Genomic DNA, 21,633 nt, shown 5'->3' with positions numbered 1-21,633 from the left:
TGTCGCGCCGCGGCGCCTACCCCACCCGCCCAAGAAAAAAGGGAACCGGACCAGCTCCGCCGTTCCGATTCCCCAATCCCGAATCCCCAATCCCGGCCCTCAAAAAATATCGAACGCCTTCTCGTCCTGCTGTTCCTGCAGGCCGTAGTCGTAATCCTGCAGGCGATCCAGATCCTCGTTCTTCACCCACTCGACCGCGCCGTTGATGGTGGCCTGGGTCATGCCATCAGGCGGATCATTGGCGGCGATCGGCTTGTCCTTCAGGGCCACGCGCATGTAGTCGATCCAGATCGGCAGGGCCGCCTTGCCGCCGTACTCGCGGTAGCCCAGCGAACGGAAGTCGTCGCGGCCGACCCACACGGTGGTGGCATACGGACCGCCGAAGCCGGAGAACCAGGCGTCGCGGTGGTCATTGGTCGAGCCGGTCTTGCCGCCCACGTCCTCGCGGCCCAGCACCTTGGCCGCGGTGCCGGTGCCGCGCTGGACCACGTCGCGCATCATCGACACCAACTGGTAGGCGGTGCGCTCGTCGATGGCGCGCGGGGCGATCTTGGTCTCCGCCGTCGCCACCGGCGCAGTTTCCGCCGCTGCCGGGGCGGCGTTGGCGGCCGGGGCGGGCGGCGTGGCCGGCGCCTGCGCGCCGAAGTTGAAACCATCCACCACCTGGCTGACCGGGGCGACATTGCCGCCCTGCAGCGCGCAGGTGCGGCAGGCTACCGCAGGCACTTCCTTGAAGACGACCTTGCCGTCGCGGTCCTTCACCTCATCCACGATCCAGGTGTCCACGCGCGAGCCGCCATTGGCGAACACGGCGTAGCCGCGTGCCACCGACAGCGGGGTCAGCGACGCGGTGCCCAGCGACATCGACAGGTTGGGCGGCAACTCGGCCTCCTGGAAGCCGAACTGGCTGATGTACTTGCGTGCGAAATCGACGCCGATCGCATCCAGCAGGCGCACCGACACCAGGTTGCGCGATTGCACCAGCGCCTCGCGCAGCCGCATCGGGCCGCGGAAGCCGCCGCCATCGTTCTGCGGCGACCAGGTCTTGCCGCGGCGGTCGCGGAACACCACTGGCGCATCCAGCACGATCGAGGCCGGGTTGAAGCCCTTCTCGAAGGCGGCGGCATACACGAACGGCTTGAAGCTGGAGCCGGGCTGGCGGCGTGCCTGGGTGGCGCGATTGAACTTGTTGCCGGCAAAGCTGAAACCGCCGACCAAGGCGCGCAGCGCGCCACTGTTGGCATCCAGCGACACCAGCGCCGCCTGGCCGCGCGGCAGCTGGTCGATGATCCACTCGCCGTCTTTCTCGCCGGCACGGATGCGGGTCAGATCGCCGCGGGTCAGCAACTTGGCCGGGGTCTTGCTGGTCCAGCGGCTGGCCGAGGCGGGCAGGGTGAGTTCGGTCTTGTCGTGCTGTACGACGGTCACCCCGCCATCGGCGTTGGTGCGCGCCACGATCACCGGCCGCAGCCCGCCCTGGGTGAAGGCGCCGGTCAGGTGCTTGGCCAGCGCGGCGGCATCCGCATCGGCGGCCACATCGAAATGCTGCTCCACGCCATGCCAGCCGTGACGGTGGTCGTACAGCCGCAGGCCTTCGGCCACCGCCGCGTCGGCGCCGGTCTGCAGGGTCGCATCGATGGTGGTGGTGACGTGGTAGCCCTTGTTGAGCACGTCGCCGCCGTACTTGGCGATCATCTCCTGGCGCACCAGCTCGGCCACGTACGGGGCATACACCTCCACCGGCGGCTCATGCGGCTTGGCATGCATCGGCACGGCCTTGGCGGCATCGGCTTCGGCTTGGCTGACGAAGCCCAGGTCGGCCATGCGCTGCAACACATAATAGTCGCGGCGTTCGCGCGCACGCTCTGGGTTGCTGATCGGGTTGCCGCTGGACGGGAACTTGGGGATGCCGGCCAGCGAGGCCATCTCGTCCAGGCTCAGCTCGCCCAGCTTCTTGCCGTAGTAATACTCGGCGGCGGCACCGACGCCATAGGCGCGATTGCCGAAGAAGCTCTTGTTGAGATATAGCTCGAAGATCTCGTCCTTGCTCAGCTCGCTTTCGATCTTGCGCGCCAGCAGGATCTCGGCCAGCTTGCGGGTGTAGCTGTATTCGGAGCTCAGGAAGAACTGCCGCGCCACCTGCTGGGTGATGGTCGAGCCGCCCGGCACCCGCTTGGCATCGGTGGTGGCCAGCAGCCACACCGCGCGGCCGATGCCCTTGTAGTCCACGCCCCCATGTTCGTAGAAGCGCGCGTCCTCGGTGGCCAGGAAGGCCTGCTTCAGGCGCAGCGGCACCTCCTTCATCTGGATCGGGTAGCGCCGGGTCTCGCCATAGACGGCCATCAGTCGGCCGTCGCTGGAATAGACATACATCGGCTCCTGCAGTTCGACCTGCTTGAGCGATTGAACGTCCGGCAACTTCGAGGAAATGGCGTAATACAGGCCGCCAGCGGCAATGGCGCCGAGCAGTGCGAGCACAACGAGCGTGGCCAGGATCCAGCCCAGCCAACGGCGAATACGGGGCATGTAAGAGAGATTCCGATTGCAGATTTCTTGGTCACAGAGTATAGATGACGCCGAGTTTGGCTGGGGCCGAACTCTGGGGATCGCAGAAGACAGTACCGGGGTCACGGTCGCGGGGTCATTGCCTTGCGCGTGAAGGTCTTGTCAACTGTTAAAATTTGATTATTAATACGAGGGCGCAGGCTGCGTCCAAGTGCCCATCGGCAGGGGAGTTACCGTGGGGCTTCTACCCAAGAGTCAGTCGCCACTGATTGGTGTCGACATCAGTTCCACTGCGGTCAAGCTTTTGCAGCTGTCGCGCAGCGGGAATCGTTTTCGCGTGGAACACTACGCGGTGGAACCGTTGCCGCCGAACGCGGTGGTGGAAAAGAACATCGTCGAAGTGGAGGCGGTGGGCGAAGCCATTCGTCGCGCCATCAACCGTTCCGGCAGCAAGGCCAAGAACGCGGCGGCGGCCGTGGCTGGGTCGGCGGTGATCACCAAGTTGATCCCGATGCCTGCCGACCTGGACGATAGCGATCTGGAGGCCCAGGTCGAACTGGAAGCCACCAACTACATCCCGTACCCGATCGAGGAAGTGAATCTCGATTTCGAGGTGCTCGGCCCGATACCCAACAGCCCGGACATGGTCCAGGTGCTGCTGGCCGCCTCGCGCTCGGAGAACGTGGAGCTGCGCCAGTCGGCGCTGGAACTCGGTGGTCTGACCGCCAAGGTGATGGACGTGGAGGCCTTCGCGGTCGAGAACGCCTTTGCCCTGGTGGCCAGCGAACTGCCGGTGGCCGCCGATGCGGTGGTCGCGCTGGTGGACATCGGCGCCACCATGACCACGCTGAGCGTGCTGCGCTCCGGCCGTAGCCTGTACAGCCGCGAGCAGGTATTCGGCGGCAAGCAGCTGACCGACGAAGTGATGCGCCGTTACGGCCTGACCTACGAAGAAGCCGGCCTGGCCAAGCGCCAGGGTGGGTTGCCGGAAAGCTACGAGGTCGAAGTGCTGGAGCCGTTCAAGGAGGCGACGGTGCAGCAGATCAGCCGCCTGTTGCAGTTCTTCTACGCCGGCAGTGAATTCAATCGCGTGGACTGCATCGTGCTGGCCGGCGGCTGCGCCGCGTTGGCGCGGTTGCCGGAAATGGTCGAGGAACAGCTGGGCGTGACCACCGTGGTGGCCAATCCGCTCGCACAGATGACGCTGGGGCCGAAGGTCCAGGCCCACGCGCTGGCGCTGGATGCGCCTGCATTGATGATCGCCACCGGCCTGGCCCTGAGGAGCTTTGACTGATGGCAAGAATCAACCTACTGCCCTGGCGCGCCGAGCGCCGGAAGGCGCGTGAGCGTGAGTTCTATTCGATGCTGGGCTTCGCCGCGTTGGGCGGCGTGCTGTTGTCGGCCTTGATCTGGTTCTACTACGACGCGCAGATCAGCGGCCAGACCGAGCGCAATGCGTTCTTGACCACCGAGATCGAAAAGGTCAAGGCGCAGAACGAAGAGATCAAGGAACTCGACAAGAAGAAGGACCGCCTGCTGGCCCGCAAGAAGGTCATCGAGGAACTGCAGGCCAACCGCTCGCAGATGGTGCACCTGTTCGATTCGCTGGTGCGCACCATTCCCGATGGCGTGGCGCTGACCAACATCAAGCAGGACGGCGACATCCTGACCCTGGAAGGCCGCTCGCAATCCAACGCGCGCGTCAGTGCATACATGCGCAACCTGGAAGGCTCGGGCTGGATGACCAATCCGGACCTGTCGATCATTGAGGCCAAGAGCCAGGACAAGGCCGCCGGTCAGCCTGTCTCTTCGGCGATGGACAGCAAGACCCTGCCGTATGTGTTCACGCTGAAGGTCAAGCTGGCCAACCCGAACGAGTCCGACAAGAACGGCACTGCGCCGGTCGACGGACAGGCACCGGCAGCACCGGGCACGGCGCCGGCGGGCACGGCGCCAGCACCTGCTGCGCCGCCGGCCACACCGGCGCCAGCCGCACCGGCACCTGCTGCTACGCCTGCACCCGCACAAGCGGCACCGGCGCAAGCCACTCGGCCGCAGGAGGGGGCGGCGTCATGAGTAAGAAATCATTCAAGCTCAGCGATCTGGATTTCAACAACATCGGCGGCTGGCCGCAGCAGGCACGCATCGTGTTCTGCGTGGTCGTGGGCCTGTTCATCATGGTCCTGGCCTGGTTCCTGCTGATCAGCGGCAAGCGCGACGAACTGGAAGGGCTGGAAGGCACCGAAACCCAGCTGCGTACCGAGTTCGAAACCCAGCAGGGCCGCGCGGTCAATCTGGAGCCGCTCAAGCAACAGCTCGCGCAGATGGAGCAGGTGTTGCAGCAGATGCTGCGCCAGTTGCCCAGCAAGACCGAAATGCCCGACCTGATCATCGACATCTCGCAGACCGCGTTGTCCAGCGGCCTGTCCAACGAGCTGTTCCAGCCGGGTCCGGAATCGCCGAAGGAGTTCTACGCCGAGAAGCCGATCGCCCTGCGCATGGTGGGTAGTTACCACCAGTTCGGCGCCTTCGTCAGCGGTGTGGCCTCGCTGCCGCGCGTGGTGATCCTGACCATGCACGACATCAACCTCAAGCCCAAGGATGCCAAGGCCGGCATCACGCCACGCGGCGCGCTGGAACTGTCCGGCACGGTCAAGACCTATCGTTATCTGGACGATGAGGAAATGGCCGAGCAGGAGAAGGCGGCGGCCGACGCTGCGAAGAAGGGCGGCCAATGACCATGAAATTGCTCAAGATCCTGTCCTGCATGGCGCTAATTGCTGTGTTGCCGGCCTGCAGCCGCGGCATCACCAGTACCCCGGGCGACGCACCGAATCTGGAAGCCTGGGTGGCCGAAGTGCGTGCGCGTCCTGCGCCGCCGCTGGAGCCGTTGCCGGTGATGCAGCAGTTCGAGACGTTCGAATACGCAGCGCAGACGATGCGCGACCCGTTCAGCGATGCCTGGGTCAGCGCAGAAGGCGGCAATGGCACCCGACCGGATCCGAACCGGCGCAAGGAGCCGTTGGAGGCCTTCCCGCTCGACGCTCTCGACATGGTGGGGACCATCGGGGGTGGGTCGGGTCTGATCGCACTGGTCATGGCGCCCGACAAGGTGACCTACCGGGTGCGACCGGGTGTGTATCTGGGACAGAGCGATGGCCGGGTGACCGGGGTCTACGAAGACCGCATCGAACTGATTGAACTTGTGCCGGACGGTGCGGGTGGATGGCTTGAACGGCCGGCCGCACTCGCATTGGATGATCAATAAAGTGATAGGGGATAGCACGATGACGTTTTCCAATGCCCAGCGGCTGCGTCCGGTTCGACGCCACGCGATGCTCCAGGCCTGCGCGTTGGGGTTCGCGCTGGCGCTGGCCAGTGGCAGCGCGTTCGCGGCTGCCGCGCTGACTTCGCCTGCGCAGGATCCGGCCAAGACCGCTCCGGCGAGCCTGGCGGTGTCCAAGATCGATTTCAAACGCGGCGACGACGGCGCAGGCCGGTTGATCCTGAAGTTCGACGGCCAGGGCGCCAGCCCGGACCTGCGGACCCAGGGCGACAACGTGCTGGTGGACATCAGCAACGCCAAGTTGCCGCCGGAGTTGCAGCGCCCGCTCAACGTCACCGACTTCGCCACGCCGGTGCAGCGCGTGGAGGTCAAGCCGTCCGGCTCCGGCTCGCAGCTGGTGCTGTCGACCAAGGGTGCGTTCGATTCGCTGGCCTACCAGACCGGTAACGAATACGTGGTCGAGATCACCCCGCGCAAGGGCCAGCCGGCCGTGGGCGGTGTGAGCCCGGCGGCGGTGACCCAGGCTGCCGCGCAGATCGCGGCGCGTGGCTACAGCGGCCGCCCGGTGACGTTCAACTTCCAGGACGTGCCGGTACGCACCGTGCTGCAGCTGATCGCCGAAGAATCCAACCTCAACATCGTTGCCTCCGACACCGTGCAGGGCAATGTGACCCTGCGCCTGATGAACGTGCCGTGGGACCAGGCGCTGGACATCGTGCTGCGCGCCAAGGGCCTGGACAAGCGTCGCGACGGCGGCGTGGTGTGGGTCGCTCCGCAGCCGGAGCTGGCCAAGTTCGAGCAGGACAAGGAAGACGCACGCATCGCGATCGAGAATCGCGAGGACCTGATCACCGATTACGTGCAGATCAACTACCACAACGCGGCGGTGATCTTCAAAGCGCTGACCGAGGCCAAGGGAATCGGCGGTGGCGGCGGCGGGCAAGGTGGTGGCGGTCAGGGCGGTGCCGGGCAGCAGGACAACGGTTTCCTGTCGCCGCGTGGCCGTCTGGTGGCCGACGAGCGCACCAACACCCTGATGATCAGCGATATCCCGAAGAAGGTCGCGCAGATGCGCGAGCTGATCTCGCATATCGACCGTCCGGTGGATCAGGTGTTGATCGAAAGCCGTATCGTGATTGCCACCGATACGTTCGCCCGCGACCTTGGTGCGCGTTTTGGCGTCACTGGTGCAACGGGTCGGGGTATCTTGAGCGGTTCGCTGGAAAGCAATGTCAACTACCTCAATACCTCTGCGCAAGCTGGTCTGGAGGTCGCCAATGGCGGTACACAAACCACGTTGCCAGCGCATCTGTTTCCGTCGGGCCTGAACGTCGATCTTGGAGCGGGCGGCTTCACGAACAGTGGCGCAGCAGGTCTTGCCTACACTCTGTTGGGTTCCCACTTCAACCTGGATATCGAGCTGTCGGCGATGCAGGAAGAAGGTCGCGGCGAAGTCGTTTCCAACCCTCGCATCGTGACCGCCAACCAACGTGAGGGTGTGATCAAGCAGGGCCGCGAAATCGGCTATGTGACGATCAGCGGTGCAGGCGCTGCAGGCGGTGGCTCGCAGGCTAACGTGCAGTTCAAGGAAGTTCTGCTCGAACTGAAGGTCACGCCGACGATTACGAACGACAATCGCGTCTTTCTCAACATGAACGTTAAAAAAGATGAGGTCGCGCGATTTATCGATCTGCCGCAATACGGCACCGTGCCGGAAATCAACCGTCGTGAGGTCAATACGGCTGTGCTTGTGGCCGATGGCGAAACGGTTGTGATCGGCGGCGTTTACGAATTCACCGACCGCGAGAGCGTGTCGAAGGTGCCGTTCCTGGGCGATATCCCGTTCTTGGGGAATCTGTTCAAGAAGCGCGGGCGCAGCAAGGAGAAGGCCGAGTTGCTGGTCTTCGTTACCCCGAAAGTGTTGCGGGTGGCGAGCGCAGCGCGGTAAGCGCGACGCGTGAAGAAGAGGCCGCGAAAGCGGCCTTCTTCTTTTCAGGAAGCATGGAGGCGACGCGCTTCTCGGGGCGCATTCAAACCTCGTGTGTGTCAGATGACATGCTCGCCCCGCCTTCTTCGAAGATGTCTGCCGCTCAGGCTGCCTGCGCTGTCCATCGAACCAAATCGTTGTTGCTACGCGGCTGGCGGAGTGGAGTATGAACCCGGTCACTCACTGAACCTCCCGCCATCGCCAAGTGAACCAATTGCGCCCGGATCGGTCACACTGGGCCTATGAACGCACCGCCGCTCCTCCCCCCAGAAGCCGCTGCCGCGCCCGCCGAGGACCGGCTGCATCGTCAATTCACCTCCCTGCGCGAGTCGCTGGCGCAGCGTATCGTCGGCCAGTCGGCGCTGGTCGAGCGGTTGCTGATCGCCCTGCTGGCTGATGGCCATCTGTTGGTCGAGGGCGCGCCCGGGCTGGCCAAGACCACGGCGATCCGCGCGCTGGCCTCGCGGCTGGAAGCGGATTTTGCGCGGGTGCAGTTCACCCCGGATCTGCTGCCGGCCGATCTGACCGGCACCGAGATCTGGCGCCCGCAGGACAGCCGGTTCGAATTCATGCCGGGGCCGATCTTCCATCCCATCCTGCTGGCCGACGAGATCAACCGTGCGCCGGCCAAGGTGCAGTCGGCCCTGCTCGAGGCGATGGGCGAACGGCAGGTCACCGTGGGCCGGCACACCTATGCGCTGCCGCAGCTGTTCCTGGTGATGGCAACGCAGAACCCGATCGAGCAGGAAGGCACCTTTCCGCTGCCCGAAGCGCAACTGGACCGCTTCCTGATGCATGTGCGCATCGGCTACCCGCAGGCCGACGCCGAGGCGCAGATCCTGCGCCTGGCCCGCGAGGCGGCGCGCGATACGCTGGAAAGACACGAGGCCGTTCCCGACAGGATTCCGCTGGAAGACGTGTTCGCGGCGCGGCGGGTGGTGCTGGACGTGCATCTGGCGCCGCAACTGGAACGGTATTTGATCGAGATCGTGCTCGCCTCGCGCGATGCACAGCGCTACGACCCTGCATTGGGGCGGCGGATCGCCTGGGGCGCCAGTCCGCGTGGCTCGATCGCGCTGGAGCGCTGCGCGCGTGCGCGTGCATGGCTGGCCGGGCGCGACTACGTCACCCCGGACGATATCCGCGCCATCGCTCCGGATGTGCTGCGCCATCGCGTGTTGCCCAGCTACGAGGCCACTGCCGAAGGCTGGGATGGCGAGCGTCTGGTGGCCGCCCTGCTGGACAAGATCCCGCTGCCCTGATCGGGTAGCGCGTTGCCGAGGTATGCCGTCCTCCCGCCCGACTCCGATGTCTTCGATGCCGTCTCCGCCCCCCGCACATTCCGCCTCGTCCGTCGCCGGCGACGGCCTGCGCCCGAGTCTTGCGGAGCTGATCGCATTGCGGGGCACCGCGCTGCATCGCGGGCAACCCGGACGCGGCCGGCATGGCCTGGTGGGCCCGGTGCCGGCCGCGACACGTGGACGCGGGATGGAGTACGCCGAGTCGCGCGACTATGTGGCCGGCGATGACGCACGGCATATCGACTGGCGCGTCACCGCCCGCACCGGGCGCGCGCATACCAAGTTGTTCCAGGCCGAGCGCGAGCGCCTGAGCCTGATCGTGGCCGACACCTCGCCAGCGCTCTTCTTCGGGACGCGGGTGCGCTACAAGTCGGTACAGGCAGCGCGCGCCGGAGCGGTGGCGGCGTGGCTGGCACAGCGACAGGGCGACCGCATCGCCGCCTTGCGCGGTACTTCCAACGAAGCGCCGATTGCGCCGCGGTCGGGGCAGCGTGGCGTATTGCCGGTGCTGGATGCCCTGGCGCGCTGGTACGCCCAGCCACCGTCCGGCGATGCCGGGCTGGAGGTCGCGCTGGACCATGCCGCGCGCCTGCTGCGGCCCGGTGCGCGGCTGACCGTACTGGCCGATGCGCGCAGTGCCAGCGCGATTTCCGCGACCCGGTGGTCCGGCCTGGCGCTGCATCACGAGGTGGTGGTGATCGTGCTGGTCGATCCGCTGGAGCTGTCGCCACCGGCGCGCGCGCTGAGTTTCGATGTGCGCGGCGAACGCATTGCGGTGGACCTGGCCAGCCAGTCCGCACGCGCGCGCTGGCAGGCCGAGTTCGTGGCGCCACTGGAACACCTGGCCGCGATGCTGCAGGCACGCGGCGTGCGCCTGCATCGCCTGTCCACCGACGATGCCAGCGATGCCTGGCTCGGTGGCGGCGCATCCGCGCGGGGCGCATGACGATGGCACCGCAATCGCTCCCGCTGCGCGACGTGCACCTGCCGCCGTCGCCGGGCTGGTGGCCGCTGGCGCCGGGCTGGTGGCTGGTCATCGCGGTTGTCGCGCTGGTGGTGGCCGGTGCTTGGTGCTGGTGGTGGCGCCGTCGCCGCCAGCAACGCCGCTGGTTGGCGGCGTTCGATACCGAGCTGCAACGCGCGGCGACGCCGGCGCAGCGCCTGGCGACGCTGTCGGCGTTGCTGCGACGTGCGGCACGCACGGTGGATGCGAACGCCGACCGCCTGCAGGGCGAGGCATGGCTGCAGTTCCTGGACGGCCGCAAGAGCAAGACGCAGGCGTTCTCGCAGGGGCCAGGGCGCGCGGTGCTCGAGGGGGGATTCCAGCGCACGCCGGCGGTGGCCGACATCGAGGCCGTCCAGGCGCTGGCGCGGCAACGCTTCCTGGCGCTGATGCGGGGGCGACGATGAACTGGCTGCAGTGGTCGCAATGGCAGGACGCGCTGGCGCATTGCGCCTGGCCGTGGGCGTGGTGGCTGATGCCGCTGCCGCTGCTGATGTGGTTCTGGCCGCGCCGCGCCGCCGATGCGGCGGCATTGCGCGTGCCGTATGCCGATCAAGTGCACGCGGTCGCGCAGGCGCAGCGTGTGCCCGCGCTGCGGATGCCGCGCTGGTTGGCCTGGCTGGGCTGGTTCCTGCTGTGCGCCGCGTTGGCGCGCCCGCAGCAATTGGGTGAGGTCATCCAGCCGCCGCGTGAGGCGCGGCAGATGATGCTGGCGGTGGACCTGTCCGGCAGCATGAGCGAACCGGACATGGTGCTGGGCGGCAACGTGGTGGACCGCCTGACCGCGGCCAGGGCGGTGTTGTCGGATTTTCTCGATCGCCGCGATGGCGATCGTGTCGGCCTGCTGGTGTTCGGACAGCGCGCCTATGCGCTCACCCCGTTGACTGCGGACCTGACATCCGTGCGCGATCAACTGGCCGACAGCGTGGTGGGGCTGGCCGGGCGCGAGACCGCCATCGGCGATGCCATTGCACTGTCGGTCAAACGGCTGCGCGAGCAGGAGCAGGGCCAGCGCGTGGTGGTGTTGCTCACCGATGGCGTCAACACCGCCGGCGTAGTGAATCCCCTGAAGGCGGCCGAACTCGCCAAGGCCGAAGGGGTGCGCGTGCACACGATTGCCTTCGGCGGCAGCGGCGGCTATTCGTTGTTCGGCGTGCCGATTCCGGCCGGCGGCAACGACGATATCGATGAGGAGGGGCTGCGCAAGATCGCCCAGCAGACCGGCGGGCGCTTCTTCCGCGCACGCGATACCGCAGAGCTGGCCGGCATCTACGCCGAGCTCGATCGCCTGGAGCCGGTGAAGGCGCTGGGCCCGTCGGTGCAGCCACGCGTGGAGCGCTACTACTGGCCACTGGGTGCGGCCTTGATGGTCGCGTTGCTGGCATTCGTGTTGCCGCGGAGATGGCAATGACTGCGCTGGCCGGGCCGCTCGCCGCGTTGCATCTGCTGCGTCCGGAGTGGCTGTGGGCGCTGCTGGCGATCGTGCCGGCGGCTGTGCTGTGGCAACTGCGGCGCCGCAGCGCCAACGCCTGGCGGCAGAGCGTGGACGCGCATCTATTGCCGGGTTTGCTGGTCGCCGGTGGCCGACGCGGCTGGCTGGGCTTCGTGCTGGCCGCTATGACCTACGCGCTTGCGGTGGTGGCGATGAGCGGGCCCAGCTGGCGGCAGACCGAGCGGCCGACCTTCCACTCGAACATGCCCCTGGTGGTGGTGCTGGATCTGTCCTCCAGCAGCAATGCAACCGATCTGCCGCCATCGCGCCTGCTGCAGGCGCGCGCGAAGCTGGCCACGCTGCTGCGCAAGCGCGCCGGCGGCGACGTCGCGCTGCTGGTGTATGCCGGCGAAAGCTTTACCGTCGCCCCGTTGACCGAAGACGCCAGCAATGTGGCCCTGTTTCTGGACGCGCTCTCGCCATCGGTGATGCCGGTGGATGGCAAACGCGCCGACCGCGCCATCGATGCGGCGACTCGCCTGCTGCAACAGGCCGGCTTCAAGCAGGGCGAGATCCTGCTGCTGAGCGACGGCGCGGACGGCTCGGCAGAAAGTGCGGCACGCACCGCGCGTGCGCGGGGATTCCGCGTGTCGGCCCTGGGCGTGGGCAGTGCGCGCGGCGCTGCCTATCGCACCGCAAGTGGCGAGATCGCGCAGGCACGGCTGGACGAACCCGCCCTGCGCGATCTGGCAGGTCAGGGGGGCGGGCGCTATGCGCGCATCACGCCCGATGACGCGGATCTGCAGGCGCTGGGCGTACTCGATCCCGCGCAACAGTCGTTGGCCGACGAGAGCGTCGACGCCAACGGCGGCAAGACCTGGCTGGACGAAGGCTATTGGCTGCTGTTGCCGGTGATGGCGCTGGCATTGCTGGCATTCCGTCGGCGTGCGGTGGTGGCAGTGCTGGCGCTGGTGTGCGTCCTTCCGCTGGCCCAGCCTGCACGGGCGGCCGATGGCACGCTGTGGCAACGCGCCGACCAGGTACAGCAGCAACGCCTGGATGCTGGCGTGCAGGCCTACCGGCGTGGTGATTTCGCCGCCGCGCAAAAGGCCTTCGAACACGTGCCGACCGACGAAGGTCTTTACAACCTCGGTAATGCACTGGCGCGGCAAGGCCGCTACGACGAGGCGATTGCGGCCTACGATCGCGCGCTCAAGCACCATCCGAACCAGGCCGATGCCATCGCCAATCGCGCTGCGGTCGATGCGGCGCGCAAGCGCCAGCAGCAGGGCAGCAAGGACGGGCAGGGCAAGTCCAGGGATCAGAATCGATCCGGGCAGAACAAGGCCGGCCAGAACCAGCGCAGCACTCAGGGCGCGGGCCAGAACGGACAGCCGCCGCAGGACGCGCAAGGCAAGCAGGAGGGCAAGGATCCATCGTCTGCCACGCCTGAGTCGAAGGATGGAAAGACGCAGGCCCCGCAGTCCAGCGATGGCAAGGGCGAGCCGAACACGCAGGACGCACCACCGCAGTCGGCCGATGCCAAGGCGCAGCAACAGGCCGACGAAGCGCAGCGCCGCAAGATGCAGCAGGCCATGGCGCAGGCCGGCGACAAGGGCGCCGATGCCAAGGGCAAGGCGGAAGCGGCGGTGGCGGACGAAACGCCGGAACAACGCGAACAGCGCCAGGCGGTGGATGCATGGTTGCGGCGGGTGCCGGACGATCCGGGCAGCCTGCTGCGGACCAAATTCAGGCTGGAATACGAACGCAGGCAACGGGACGGACGATGATCGGCAGATACCACTTGCGCCGCGTGGCCATCGGCATGCTGAGCAGCGCCGCGCTGGTGTTCTGCGCACCGGCGGGTGCGGTGACGCGCGCCTGGCTGGACCGCGACAGCGTCAATAGCGGCGATGCGGTGACGTTGAACATCGAAACCGATCAGCGCGGTGTCGATCCGGACTACGCGCCGTTGCGTAACGACTTCGCGCTGGGCGCCAAGAGCGCCAATCAGCAGATGCAGGTGGCCAATGGCGGGGTGACGGTCCGCGCGTTGTTCGGCGTGGTGCTGACCCCGCGCAAGAGCGGTGAGGTGATCGTGCCGGCGATTCGCGTCGGCGGCGAGCGCACCGAGCCGCTGCGGCTGCAGGTGGTGGGTTCGGCAAACGAGGCCGCAGACAGCGGCGCCGCTGCCGCGAACGGGCCCAGCGCGGCGCAGGGCAACGAAGAGGCCTTCGTCCAGACCCAGGTGGACGACCCGCAGCCCTTCGTGCAGCAAAGCGTGGGCGTGGTGGTGCGGCTGTATTTCGCCAACCAGCTGGCCTCCGGCGAGCTGGATCTGGAAGCGCCCGATGGTGCGTCGTTGCAACGCGTTGGCGATGACGTCAGTTCGGTCAAGCTGGTCAACGGGCGTCAATACAACGTGGTGGAGCGGCGCTATCTGCTGGTGCCCGAGCGTAGCGGGCGTCTGCTGCTGCCGCCGGCGCGGTTTACTGGCCGCTCGGTGGGCGGTTTCTTCGACGATTACTTCGGCCGCGGCAACGGCGAGCTGAGCGCGCGCAGCGCCAGCATCGCGCTGCAGGTGCGGGCGCAGCCGGCCAACGCGCCGCAACCCTGGTTGCCGCTGCGCAGCCTGCAGTTGCGGTATACGGCCACCCCGCAGCGCGCCACTGCCGGCGAGGCCGCGCAGTTCGTGGTGGAAGCCAGTGCACGTGGTGCCACTCAGGCACAGTTCCCCGAGCTGCCCACGCCGAGCGTGCCGGATGCGCAGGTGTTCGCCGAACCGCCGCAATACGAAGAACGGTTCGTGGACGGCTCGCCGCAGTTGCGGCTGACCCGGCGCTATTCGATCGTGCCCAACCGCGCCGGCCCGCTGGTCGTGCCCGGCCTGCAGGTGGCGTGGTGGGATGTGGGTGCGGCCGCGGCCAGGACGGCAACCGTGCCGGACCTGACGCTGGACGTCGCGGCAGGCAGCGGTGCGTTCGCGGTGCCGGCACCTGCACCTGCGCCGGCTGCAGGTCCGGCGGCCGCTGGTCCTGCGCCTGCAGCGGCCACCGGCGCGCTGCAGGCGCAGCCGCCGCCGCAGGGGCGCCCCTGGGCATGGATCGTTGCAGCGGCAGGCTTCGCGCTGCTGTGGGTGCTCACGCTGGCATGGGCGCTGCTGCGCCGACGTGGCGCACCGCGCACGGCGTCCGGCGCCCACGGCGCAGAGATCGTCATGCCGGGCCGGCGCGCCACGCACGGCGTAGCCGAGTTACGCCGCGCGCTGGATGCCGGCGGGATGGACGAGGTGGCAACCGTGCTCTGTGGCATGGCCGGTGTCGCCGATATCGACAGCGTGCTGGCCGCCCTGGCCGACCCCGCCCAGCGCGCGGCCGTGGCGCGGATGCAACGTGCGCGCTGGGGCGGCGACGGCGATGTGGCCGGTGCCCGCGCGGCGTTGCGCGAGGCATTCGCCAAGGGGCCGCGCTGGCATCACGCAAGCGCCGCCGAGCCCGAGGTGCTGGCGCCGTTGTATCCGCCGGCGCCTTGATCGCCTGCGCGGTGTGGGCATCGGCAGCGACTGAGGATCAGGAAGCGGCGCCTCGTTGTGCATCGCCATAGCGCTTGGATCAGCGAACAACGATGATGCGGTCGCCAGGCGGGCGTGGCTGGCGCTCGAAACTCGCTTCATTCCTGCACTGCGATTCTGAGCGCGTCGCCACATCCATCTGGCAACCGCTCGCTGCGTTTCGTTAGCCGCGCTTGGTTCCGGATCTCTGCTGTGTTGCCGAGGGCAAGGCATTGCGTCTGCCATTGGGCTGCATGCAGGGCCCTTGTCCGCTCACCATCGCAGGACACGCCGCAAGTACGTCCCTGTAGGCTCTTTGGCGGCATCCATGCCGCCAAGGGTCCTGCGACGGTAAGCGGGCAAGGACCAGTCGCGTTGGTCGGTGTACATAGGCGAGCAGTGCACTACGTCGCTGTGCGATCCATGGTGCTTGCTGGCTACGCTTCGCGCTTTTGCACCAACGCCTGTTTGATGCGAATGCGCACGCCTGCATCGGCACGTCAGCGCGCGCGCCGCGATCAGCTCTTCCAAGCAAGCGCCGACCAACGTCATGGTGCGGTGTCCTTGCCGCTTGCGGGACCCTGTGGCGGCATGGATGCCGCCACGGAGCGTCCAGGGGTGGATTCACAGCGTGTCCCGCGAGCGGTGAGGGCACCGCACACTCGAGGTCTTCGTGTTTGCTGCAGGGCCCTTGCCCGCCCACCATCGCGGGACACGCTGCAAGTACGTCCACGTAAGCTCTAGCGCGGCATCCGCTCAAGGTCACGCGACGGTGAGCGGGCAAGGACCAGTCAAGTTGGTCGGTGTGCAGAGTTCAATAAAGCCGCAAGCAAACTGTCTGGTGTGGTGTCCTCGCCGCTTGCGGGACCGTTGGCGGCATGGATGCCGCCATCGAGTCCCCATGGATGGCTTAACGGCGTGTCCCGCGAGCGGTGAGGGGCCGCGCACTCAACGTCTTTGCGTTTGCTGCAGGGCTTTTGCCCGCCCACCATCGAGACGCGCACCTACCCGAAGCAGACGTGCAGGACACACCGGGTATGTGGCCGTATCCTTGGCGTTTGTTAAGCTCAGGTCTTTGTGTTCACACCAAGGCCGACCAGATGACTGCATCCCCAGCCGCACGCCGCCCGGGCCTGCCCCTGCATTGGAAGATGGGTATTGGCTTTGCCGTGGGCCTGGTGCTGGGTCTGGCCGTCTACTATCTGGCCGGTAGCGATGCCGAGTGGGTGCGCCTGGCGACCAGGTACGTCACCACGCCGTTCTCGCAGGTCTTCCTCAATCTGATCTTCATGCTGATCGTGCCGCTGCTGTTTTCGGCGCTGGTGATGGGCATCTCCGACATGGGCGACATCCGCGCGCTGGGGCGCGTGGGTTGGCGCACTTTGGGCTACACCGTGGTGCTGTCCGGCATCGCGGTGCTGCTGGGCCTGGTGCTGGTCAATGTGCTCAAGCCCGGTGCCGGCGTGGACCCGCAACTGGCCAATCAGCTGATCCAGCAGAACGCCGAGCGCACCCGCGAGATCATTTCCAGCTCCGGCACCCAGCCGCAGGGCATGGACATGCTGCTGTCGATCGTGCCCAGCAACGTGATCTCCGCCGCGTCCAGCAATGGCGCCATCCTGTCGCTGATGTTCTTCGCGGTGATGTTCGGCGTCGGCATGGTGCTGACCGCCGATGAAAAGGTCGCCACGCTGCGGCGCGGGATCGAAGGCATCTTCGAGATCTCGATGACCCTGATCGGCCTGGTGATCCGCCTGGCCCCGTATGCGGTGGCCTGCTTCATGTTCAACCTGGCCGCGTTGTTCGGCTTCGATCTGTTGATCCGCCTGGGCGCCTACGTGGGCGTGGTGGTGCTGGCCTTGGGGCTGCACATGGTGGTGAGCTACGGGCTGGCGGTGAAGTTCGCCGGGCGCTCGCCGCTGGGCTTCTTCAAGCAGACGCAGGAAGCCACATTGATGGCGTTCTCCACTGCGTCCAGCAACGCGACCCTGCCCACCGCCCTGCGCGTGGCCGACGAAATGGGCCTGCCGCCGCGGGTGTCGCGCTTCGTGCTGACGGTGGGCGCCACCGCCAACCAGAACGGCACCGCGTTGTTCGAGGGCGTGACGGTGATCTTCCTGGCGCAGTTCTTCAACGTGGACCTGAGCGTCGGCCAGCAATTCATGGTGATGCTGGTCTGCATCCTGGGCGGGATCGGCACCGCTGGCGTGCCGTCCGGCTCGCTGCCGGTGGTGGCGCTGATCTGCGCGATGGTGGGGGTCAACCCGGTGGGCATCGGCATGATCCTGGGCGTCAATCACTTCCTGGACATGTGCCGCACGGCGCTCAATGTCACGGGCGATCTGGCGCTGACGACCCTGGTGGCCAAGGGCGAGGAATAGGGAATAGGGAATCGGGAATCGGGAATGGGTAAAGCGGGCTGTTGCGATCGGGACGTCTGATGGGAGGTCATCCCGTACCGCTGCAGGGGTTGCGGTGCGAGTGGCGTTAGCGGCCAACCCGCAACGCTGCATCCGATTCCCCATTCCCGACTCCCGATTCCCGTAACGCTGTGTATGGGAGAATAGGGCTCTCCGCTTCCAGCGGTGTTCCCCTCCGCTTCCATAGACGCCCATGACCCAGCCCACCCGCCGCCAGCTGGCCAACGCCATCCGTTTTCTTGCCGCAGATGCGGTCGAAGCCGCCAAGTCCGGCCACCCCGGCATGCCCATGGGCATGGCCGATATCGCCGAAGTGCTGTGGAACGACTTCTACCGGCACAACCCCAACAACCCGCAGTGGTTCAACCGCGACCGTTTCGTGCTGTCCAACGGGCACGGCTCGATGTTGCAGTACGCCTTGCTGCACCTGTCCGGCTACGACCTGCCGATCGAGCAGCTCAAGCAGTTCCGCCAGCTGCACAGCAAGACCGCCGGCCACCCGGAGCGCAGCGAAACCCCCGGCGTGGAGACCACCACCGGCCCGCTCGGCCAGGGGTTCGCCAACGCAGTCGGGTTCGCGCTGGCCGAGAAGTTGCTGGCGCAGCGCTACAACCGCCCGGAGCTTGAAATCGTCGATCACCGCACCTGGGTGTTCATGGGCGATGGCTGCCTGATGGAAGGCATTTCGCACGAAGCCGCCTCGCTGGCCGGCACCTGGGGCCTGGGCAAGCTGGTGGCGTTCTGGGACAACAACCAGATCTCCATCGACGGCAACACCGCCGGCTGGTTCAGCGACGACACCCCGGCGCGTTTCGAAGCCTATGGCTGGCACGTGATCCGTGACGTGGACGGGCACGACGCCGAGAAGATCAAGGCGGCGATCGAGGCCGCGCTGGACAACGGCGACAAGCCCACGCTGATCTGCTGCCGCACCAAGATCGGCTTCGGTGCGCCGACCAAGGCCGGCAAGGAATCCTCGCACGGCGCACCGCTGGGCAAGGACGAGCTGGAAGGCGCGCGCAAGGCACTGGAATGGCCGTATGGCCCGTTCGAGATTCCCGAAGAGATCTACGCCGGCTGGCGCGCCGGCGGCACCGGCACGCTGCGCCAGGCCGAGTGGGAACAGCTGTTCGACAAGTACGCCAAGCAGTACGCCAGCGAAGCCGATGAGCTGACCCGCCGCTCGCACGGCGAGCTGCCGGCCGACTTCATCGCCCAGGCCGATGCCTACATCGCCAAGGCGCAGCAAGAAGGCCAGACCATCGCCTCGCGCAAGGCCTCGCAGCTGGCGATCGAAGCCTTCGCGCCGCTGCTGCCCGAGTTGATCGGCGGCTCGGCCGACCTGGCCCATTCCAACCTGACCTTGTGGAAGGCCAGCAAGTCGGTGGCCACCGACGACCCGGACGCCAACTACGTGTATTACGGCGTGCGCGAGTTCGGCATGACCGCCATTGCCAATGGCCTGGCGCTGCATGGCGGCTTCATTCCGTTCGACGCCACCTTCCTGGTGTTCAGCGATTACGCGCGCAACGGCGTGCGCATGAGCGCGCTGAACCCGGCGCATGCCATCCACGTGTATACGCACGACTCGATCGGCCTGGGCGAAGACGGCCCGACCCATCAGCCGGTGGAACACCTGGCCTCGCTGCGCTACATCCCCAACAACGATGTGTGGCGCCCGGGCGATGCGGTGGAATCGGCGGTGAGCTGGAAGGCTGCGATCACCCGCAAGGATGGCCCGAGCTGCCTGATCTTCAGTCGCCAGAATCTGCAGCACCAGCCGCGCAGCGCCGAGCAGATCAAGCTGATCGAACGCGGTGGCTACGTGCTGGCCGATGCCGAAGGCGGCACGCCCGACGTGATACTGATCGGCACCGGTTCGGAAGTCGGCCTGGCGGTGGAAGCCAAGAAGACGCTGGATGCGGCGGGCATCAAGACGCGCGTGGTGTCGATGCCGTCGACCGATGTGTTCGATCGCCAGGATGCGGCCTACCGTGAGTCGGTGCTACCGAACGCCGTGCGCAAGCGCGTGGCGGTGGAAGCGGGCGTGACCGGCTTCTGGCGCAAGTACGTGGGCCTGGATGGCGATGTGGTCGGCATCGACACCTTCGGTGCCTCGGCACCGGCCGATCAGCTGTATGCGTACTTCAAGATCACCGCCGAGCATGTGGTTGCGGCAGCCAAGGCGCTGTAAAGCCTTGCGTGGTGCTTGAAAGAAAAAGCCGGCGAAAGTCCAATGCCAGTCAGTTAAGCCCCGAGGGGAGCTGATCCAGTAAAAAGGGAACGTGTTCAACACGTTCCCTTTTTTGCTTGATGAGCCTGTTTGCGAGCGCTCTGCGCGAGACGTTACCGCGAGTCCCTGATCGACTCGACCAACTCAGCACATTGATAGAGCCGGCCTGGATCGAGCAGGCGCTGGCGACTAGCGGCAAGGCGTCGATCCGGCGGCGCAAGCTGCCGGCCGAACATGCCGTGTGGCTGGTGATCGGACTGGCGCTGTTTCGTGACCGACCACTGTGGCAGGTGGTGCAGCAGCTCGATCTGAGCCTGGACGCACAAGCGCTGCCCGCGCCGAGTGCCAGCGTGCAGGCCCGCCAGCGCCTGGGAGAAGAACCCCTGGCCGAACTGTTCGGTCTATTGACCCGGGCCTGGAGCCGCACACCGGTGGATACGCAGCGGCCACTGCGCGTGCTGGCGGTGGACGGCGTGGTCTGGGCAGCACCGGACACTGCGGAGAATCGAGCCGACCTCGGCAGCTGCAGCAACCAGCATGGTCCCTTGTCCTGGCCGCAGATTCGCGCCACCTGCCTGATGGATACCCACAGCCACGAGCTGCTCGACGCCAAGCTCGGCGGCATGGACTGCGGTGAACTGAGCCTGGCGGCGCAGCTGCAGGGCCAGGACCACTCGGTGACGCTATTTGACCGAGCGTACTTCTCGGCCGCGTTCCTGCTGGACTGGCAGGCTGCGGGCACGCAGCGTCACTGGCTGATGCGGGCCCGGGACAACCTGCGCCATGAGATCGTCGAACAACTCGCGCCCGGCGATGCACGCATCCGCATGCCGGTCTCGCCACAAGCGCGCAAGGCACGTCCGGAATTGCCCAGCCACTGGCAGGCGCGCCTGATCGAGGTCAGCGTAGGTGGGCGGCTACGGCGCTTCATCACCTCGTTGCCGTGTCCCCACACGCATCCAGCCCATGCCTTGGCCGAGCTCTATCGCCAGCGCTGGGAGATCGAGTTGGGATTCCGCGAGATCAAGCAGTCGCTGCAGGAGGGCGAACCGGTACTGCGCAGCAAGCAGCCCGCGCTGGTGCGCCAGGAACTGTGGGGCGTGCTGATCGCCTACACACTGCTGCGGCGCTGGATGCGAGAGATGGCCGCTCACGCCAAGGTGGAGCCCCAGCGCATCAGCTTCCACACAGCCAGCTATGCCATCGTCAACCTGCTGGCGGTCCCGAGCCTGGATTCGGCGGGCACCCTGCCCAGGCAACTGACGGCCTTGTTGGCACAGTCCAGGCACTTCGTGCTGCCACCACGCCGCACCGAACGAAGCTTCCCCAGAGTCGTCAAGAACCGCACTTCGAAGTTTCCTACGAAAAATGCCAATCAGCGTTAACTGACTGGCATTGGGCGAAAGTCGGCTTTTTTTTGTTGGATCTCGCGAGCGATGCGCGGTCCGTCATCGTTCAACGGACACCTTGCGTGTTTCAGTGCGCATCGTCGGCCAGCGCCGCTGCACGGATCCTGGTCAGCACCTTCAGCTGTGCGTCCATCATCGGCGGACTCGGGGGCGTGTCCTGTGCGTGGCAGCGGCACGAATTCCTTGCTTGGTGCAGAAAGACCATCGAAATGAGCGTTGCCGATGTGTGCCGGAGTGACCAGATCCTGCTCGCCCTGAATCAGCTGGACCGGCATGGCGAACGGCGCCCGAGTGCGCGCAGGTCGATCTGCGGGCCCATGCTCGCCTGCCAGCCCGACCAACTGCAGGTGATTGCATCAGCCACCTGTTCAGCGGCTCCCGCTCCGCGTGTCGCGTCTATGCGAGCTCGGCTGCAATGGCTGCGGTTGGAGCGGATGCGCCTTCCACCTTGGTAGCGCTCGCTTGTATCACGCAGTGCGAAATAGATGTCAATCCAGCTATTTAAAA

15 protein-coding genes are annotated in these 21,633 nt (G+C 66.5%); 14 read left to right on the top strand and 1 reads right to left on the bottom strand.

The genetic code is table 11. The annotated features are described in order from the left end of the window. Nucleotides 1-99 precede the first annotated feature (99 nt). A complete protein-coding gene (locus tag HG421_RS14120; RefSeq protein WP_169706912.1) occupies nt 100-2,526 on the bottom strand; it encodes a penicillin-binding protein 1A in 2,427 nt (808 codons plus the stop codon). 214 nt (nt 2,527-2,740) lie between these two features. Here HG421_RS14120 and HG421_RS14115 point away from each other — a divergent pair, with 214 nt between their 5' ends. The 14 genes from HG421_RS14115 (at nt 2,741) to HG421_RS14045 (ending at nt 21,102) form a co-directional block, all read left to right on the top strand. After that, complete coding sequence (locus tag HG421_RS14115) at nt 2,741-3,799, top strand: pilus assembly protein PilM (protein WP_169706911.1); 1,059 nt, start codon at nt 2,741-2,743, stop codon at nt 3,797-3,799. Next, a complete protein-coding gene (locus tag HG421_RS14110; protein WP_169706910.1) occupies nt 3,799-4,581 on the top strand; it encodes a PilN domain-containing protein in 783 nt (260 codons plus the stop codon). The genes HG421_RS14115 and HG421_RS14110 overlap by 1 nt, the downstream gene beginning before the upstream one ends. Beyond that, entirely contained in the window at nt 4,578-5,243 is a 666-nt protein-coding gene (locus HG421_RS14105; RefSeq protein ID WP_064510515.1) for a type 4a pilus biogenesis protein PilO, read from the top strand. The genes HG421_RS14110 and HG421_RS14105 overlap by 4 nt, the downstream gene beginning before the upstream one ends. Then, the gene (locus tag HG421_RS14100; protein WP_169706909.1) at nt 5,240-5,773 is read left to right on the top strand and encodes a pilus assembly protein PilP; all 534 of its coding nucleotides are present in this window, start codon (nt 5,240-5,242) and stop codon (nt 5,771-5,773) included. Before HG421_RS14105 ends, HG421_RS14100 begins: the two co-directional genes overlap by 4 nt. 19 nt (nt 5,774-5,792) lie before the next feature. Beyond that, complete coding sequence (locus HG421_RS14095; RefSeq protein WP_169706908.1) at nt 5,793-7,739, top strand: type IV pilus secretin PilQ; 1,947 nt, start codon at nt 5,793-5,795, stop codon at nt 7,737-7,739. A 281-nt stretch (nt 7,740-8,020) separates the two neighbouring features. Beyond that, the gene (locus HG421_RS14090) at nt 8,021-9,040 is read left to right on the top strand and encodes an AAA family ATPase (RefSeq protein WP_169706907.1); all 1,020 of its coding nucleotides are present in this window, start codon (nt 8,021-8,023) and stop codon (nt 9,038-9,040) included. Nucleotides 9,041-9,062: 22 nt separating this feature from the next. Further along, entirely contained in the window at nt 9,063-10,025 is a 963-nt protein-coding gene (locus HG421_RS14085) for a DUF58 domain-containing protein (RefSeq protein WP_169706906.1), read from the top strand. A gap of 2 nt (nt 10,026-10,027) precedes the next feature. Then, complete coding sequence (locus HG421_RS14080) at nt 10,028-10,489, top strand: DUF4381 domain-containing protein (RefSeq protein ID WP_169708206.1); 462 nt, start codon at nt 10,028-10,030, stop codon at nt 10,487-10,489. Further along, complete coding sequence (locus tag HG421_RS14075; protein WP_169706905.1) at nt 10,486-11,493, top strand: vWA domain-containing protein; 1,008 nt, start codon at nt 10,486-10,488, stop codon at nt 11,491-11,493. Before HG421_RS14080 ends, HG421_RS14075 begins: the two co-directional genes overlap by 4 nt. Further along, nucleotides 11,484-13,304, top strand: coding sequence for a VWA domain-containing protein (locus tag HG421_RS14070; protein WP_169706904.1), 1,821 nt, complete (start codon nt 11,484-11,486; stop codon nt 13,302-13,304). Before HG421_RS14075 ends, HG421_RS14070 begins: the two co-directional genes overlap by 10 nt. Beyond that, nucleotides 13,301-15,046 carry a BatD family protein gene (locus HG421_RS14065; RefSeq protein ID WP_169706903.1) on the top strand — a complete coding sequence of 582 codons (1,746 nt, stop codon included), beginning with the start codon at nt 13,301-13,303 and terminating at the stop codon, nt 15,044-15,046. The genes HG421_RS14070 and HG421_RS14065 overlap by 4 nt, the downstream gene beginning before the upstream one ends. A gap of 1,118 nt (nt 15,047-16,164) precedes the next feature. Continuing rightward, a complete protein-coding gene (locus HG421_RS14055; RefSeq protein WP_211161727.1) occupies nt 16,165-17,445 on the top strand; it encodes a dicarboxylate/amino acid:cation symporter in 1,281 nt (426 codons plus the stop codon). 232 nt (nt 17,446-17,677) lie between these two features. Continuing rightward, on the top strand, nt 17,678-19,678 hold the full coding sequence (gene tkt, locus HG421_RS14050; protein WP_169706902.1) for a transketolase: 2,001 nt from the start codon (nt 17,678-17,680) through the stop codon (nt 19,676-19,678). Between the two features lie 119 nt (nt 19,679-19,797). After that, nucleotides 19,798-21,102 (top strand): IS4 family transposase, encoded by a 1,305-nt coding sequence (locus HG421_RS14045; protein WP_168968412.1) that lies wholly within the window; start codon nt 19,798-19,800, stop codon nt 21,100-21,102. The last annotated feature ends 531 nt before the right edge of the window (nt 21,103-21,633 follow it).

The sequence above is a fragment of the Xanthomonas campestris pv. badrii genome, from assembly GCF_012848175.1.
GTDB lineage: Bacteria > Pseudomonadota > Gammaproteobacteria > Xanthomonadales > Xanthomonadaceae > Xanthomonas > Xanthomonas campestris_C.
This window is presented reverse-complemented; position numbering and strand designations above follow the sequence as displayed.

What these genes read in the sequence shown, in the direction of transcription:
- HG421_RS14055 (WP_211161727.1), top strand. Translation starts at nt 16,165, where the DNA reads ATGACTGCATCCCCAGCCGCACGCCGCCCGGGCCTGCCCCTGCATTGG.
- tkt (WP_169706902.1), top strand. Translation starts at nt 17,678, where the DNA reads ATGACCCAGCCCACCCGCCGCCAGCTGGCCAACGCCATCCGTTTTCTT.
- HG421_RS14100 (WP_169706909.1), top strand. Translation starts at nt 5,240, where the DNA reads ATGACCATGAAATTGCTCAAGATCCTGTCCTGCATGGCGCTAATTGCT.
- HG421_RS14065 (WP_169706903.1), top strand. Translation starts at nt 13,301, where the DNA reads ATGATCGGCAGATACCACTTGCGCCGCGTGGCCATCGGCATGCTGAGC.
- HG421_RS14070 (WP_169706904.1), top strand. Translation starts at nt 11,484, where the DNA reads ATGGCAATGACTGCGCTGGCCGGGCCGCTCGCCGCGTTGCATCTGCTG.
- HG421_RS14095 (WP_169706908.1), top strand. Translation starts at nt 5,793, where the DNA reads ATGACGTTTTCCAATGCCCAGCGGCTGCGTCCGGTTCGACGCCACGCG.
- HG421_RS14045 (WP_168968412.1), top strand. Translation starts at nt 19,798, where the DNA reads ATGAGCCTGTTTGCGAGCGCTCTGCGCGAGACGTTACCGCGAGTCCCT.
- HG421_RS14120 (WP_169706912.1), bottom strand. Translation starts at nt 2,526, where the DNA reads ATGCCCCGTATTCGCCGTTGGCTGGGCTGGATCCTGGCCACGCTCGTT.
- HG421_RS14110 (WP_169706910.1), top strand. Translation starts at nt 3,799, where the DNA reads ATGGCAAGAATCAACCTACTGCCCTGGCGCGCCGAGCGCCGGAAGGCG.
- HG421_RS14085 (WP_169706906.1), top strand. Translation starts at nt 9,063, where the DNA reads ATGCCGTCCTCCCGCCCGACTCCGATGTCTTCGATGCCGTCTCCGCCC.
- HG421_RS14090 (WP_169706907.1), top strand. Translation starts at nt 8,021, where the DNA reads ATGAACGCACCGCCGCTCCTCCCCCCAGAAGCCGCTGCCGCGCCCGCC.
- HG421_RS14105 (WP_064510515.1), top strand. Translation starts at nt 4,578, where the DNA reads ATGAGTAAGAAATCATTCAAGCTCAGCGATCTGGATTTCAACAACATC.
- HG421_RS14075 (WP_169706905.1), top strand. Translation starts at nt 10,486, where the DNA reads ATGAACTGGCTGCAGTGGTCGCAATGGCAGGACGCGCTGGCGCATTGC.
- HG421_RS14080 (WP_169708206.1), top strand. Translation starts at nt 10,028, where the DNA reads ATGGCACCGCAATCGCTCCCGCTGCGCGACGTGCACCTGCCGCCGTCG.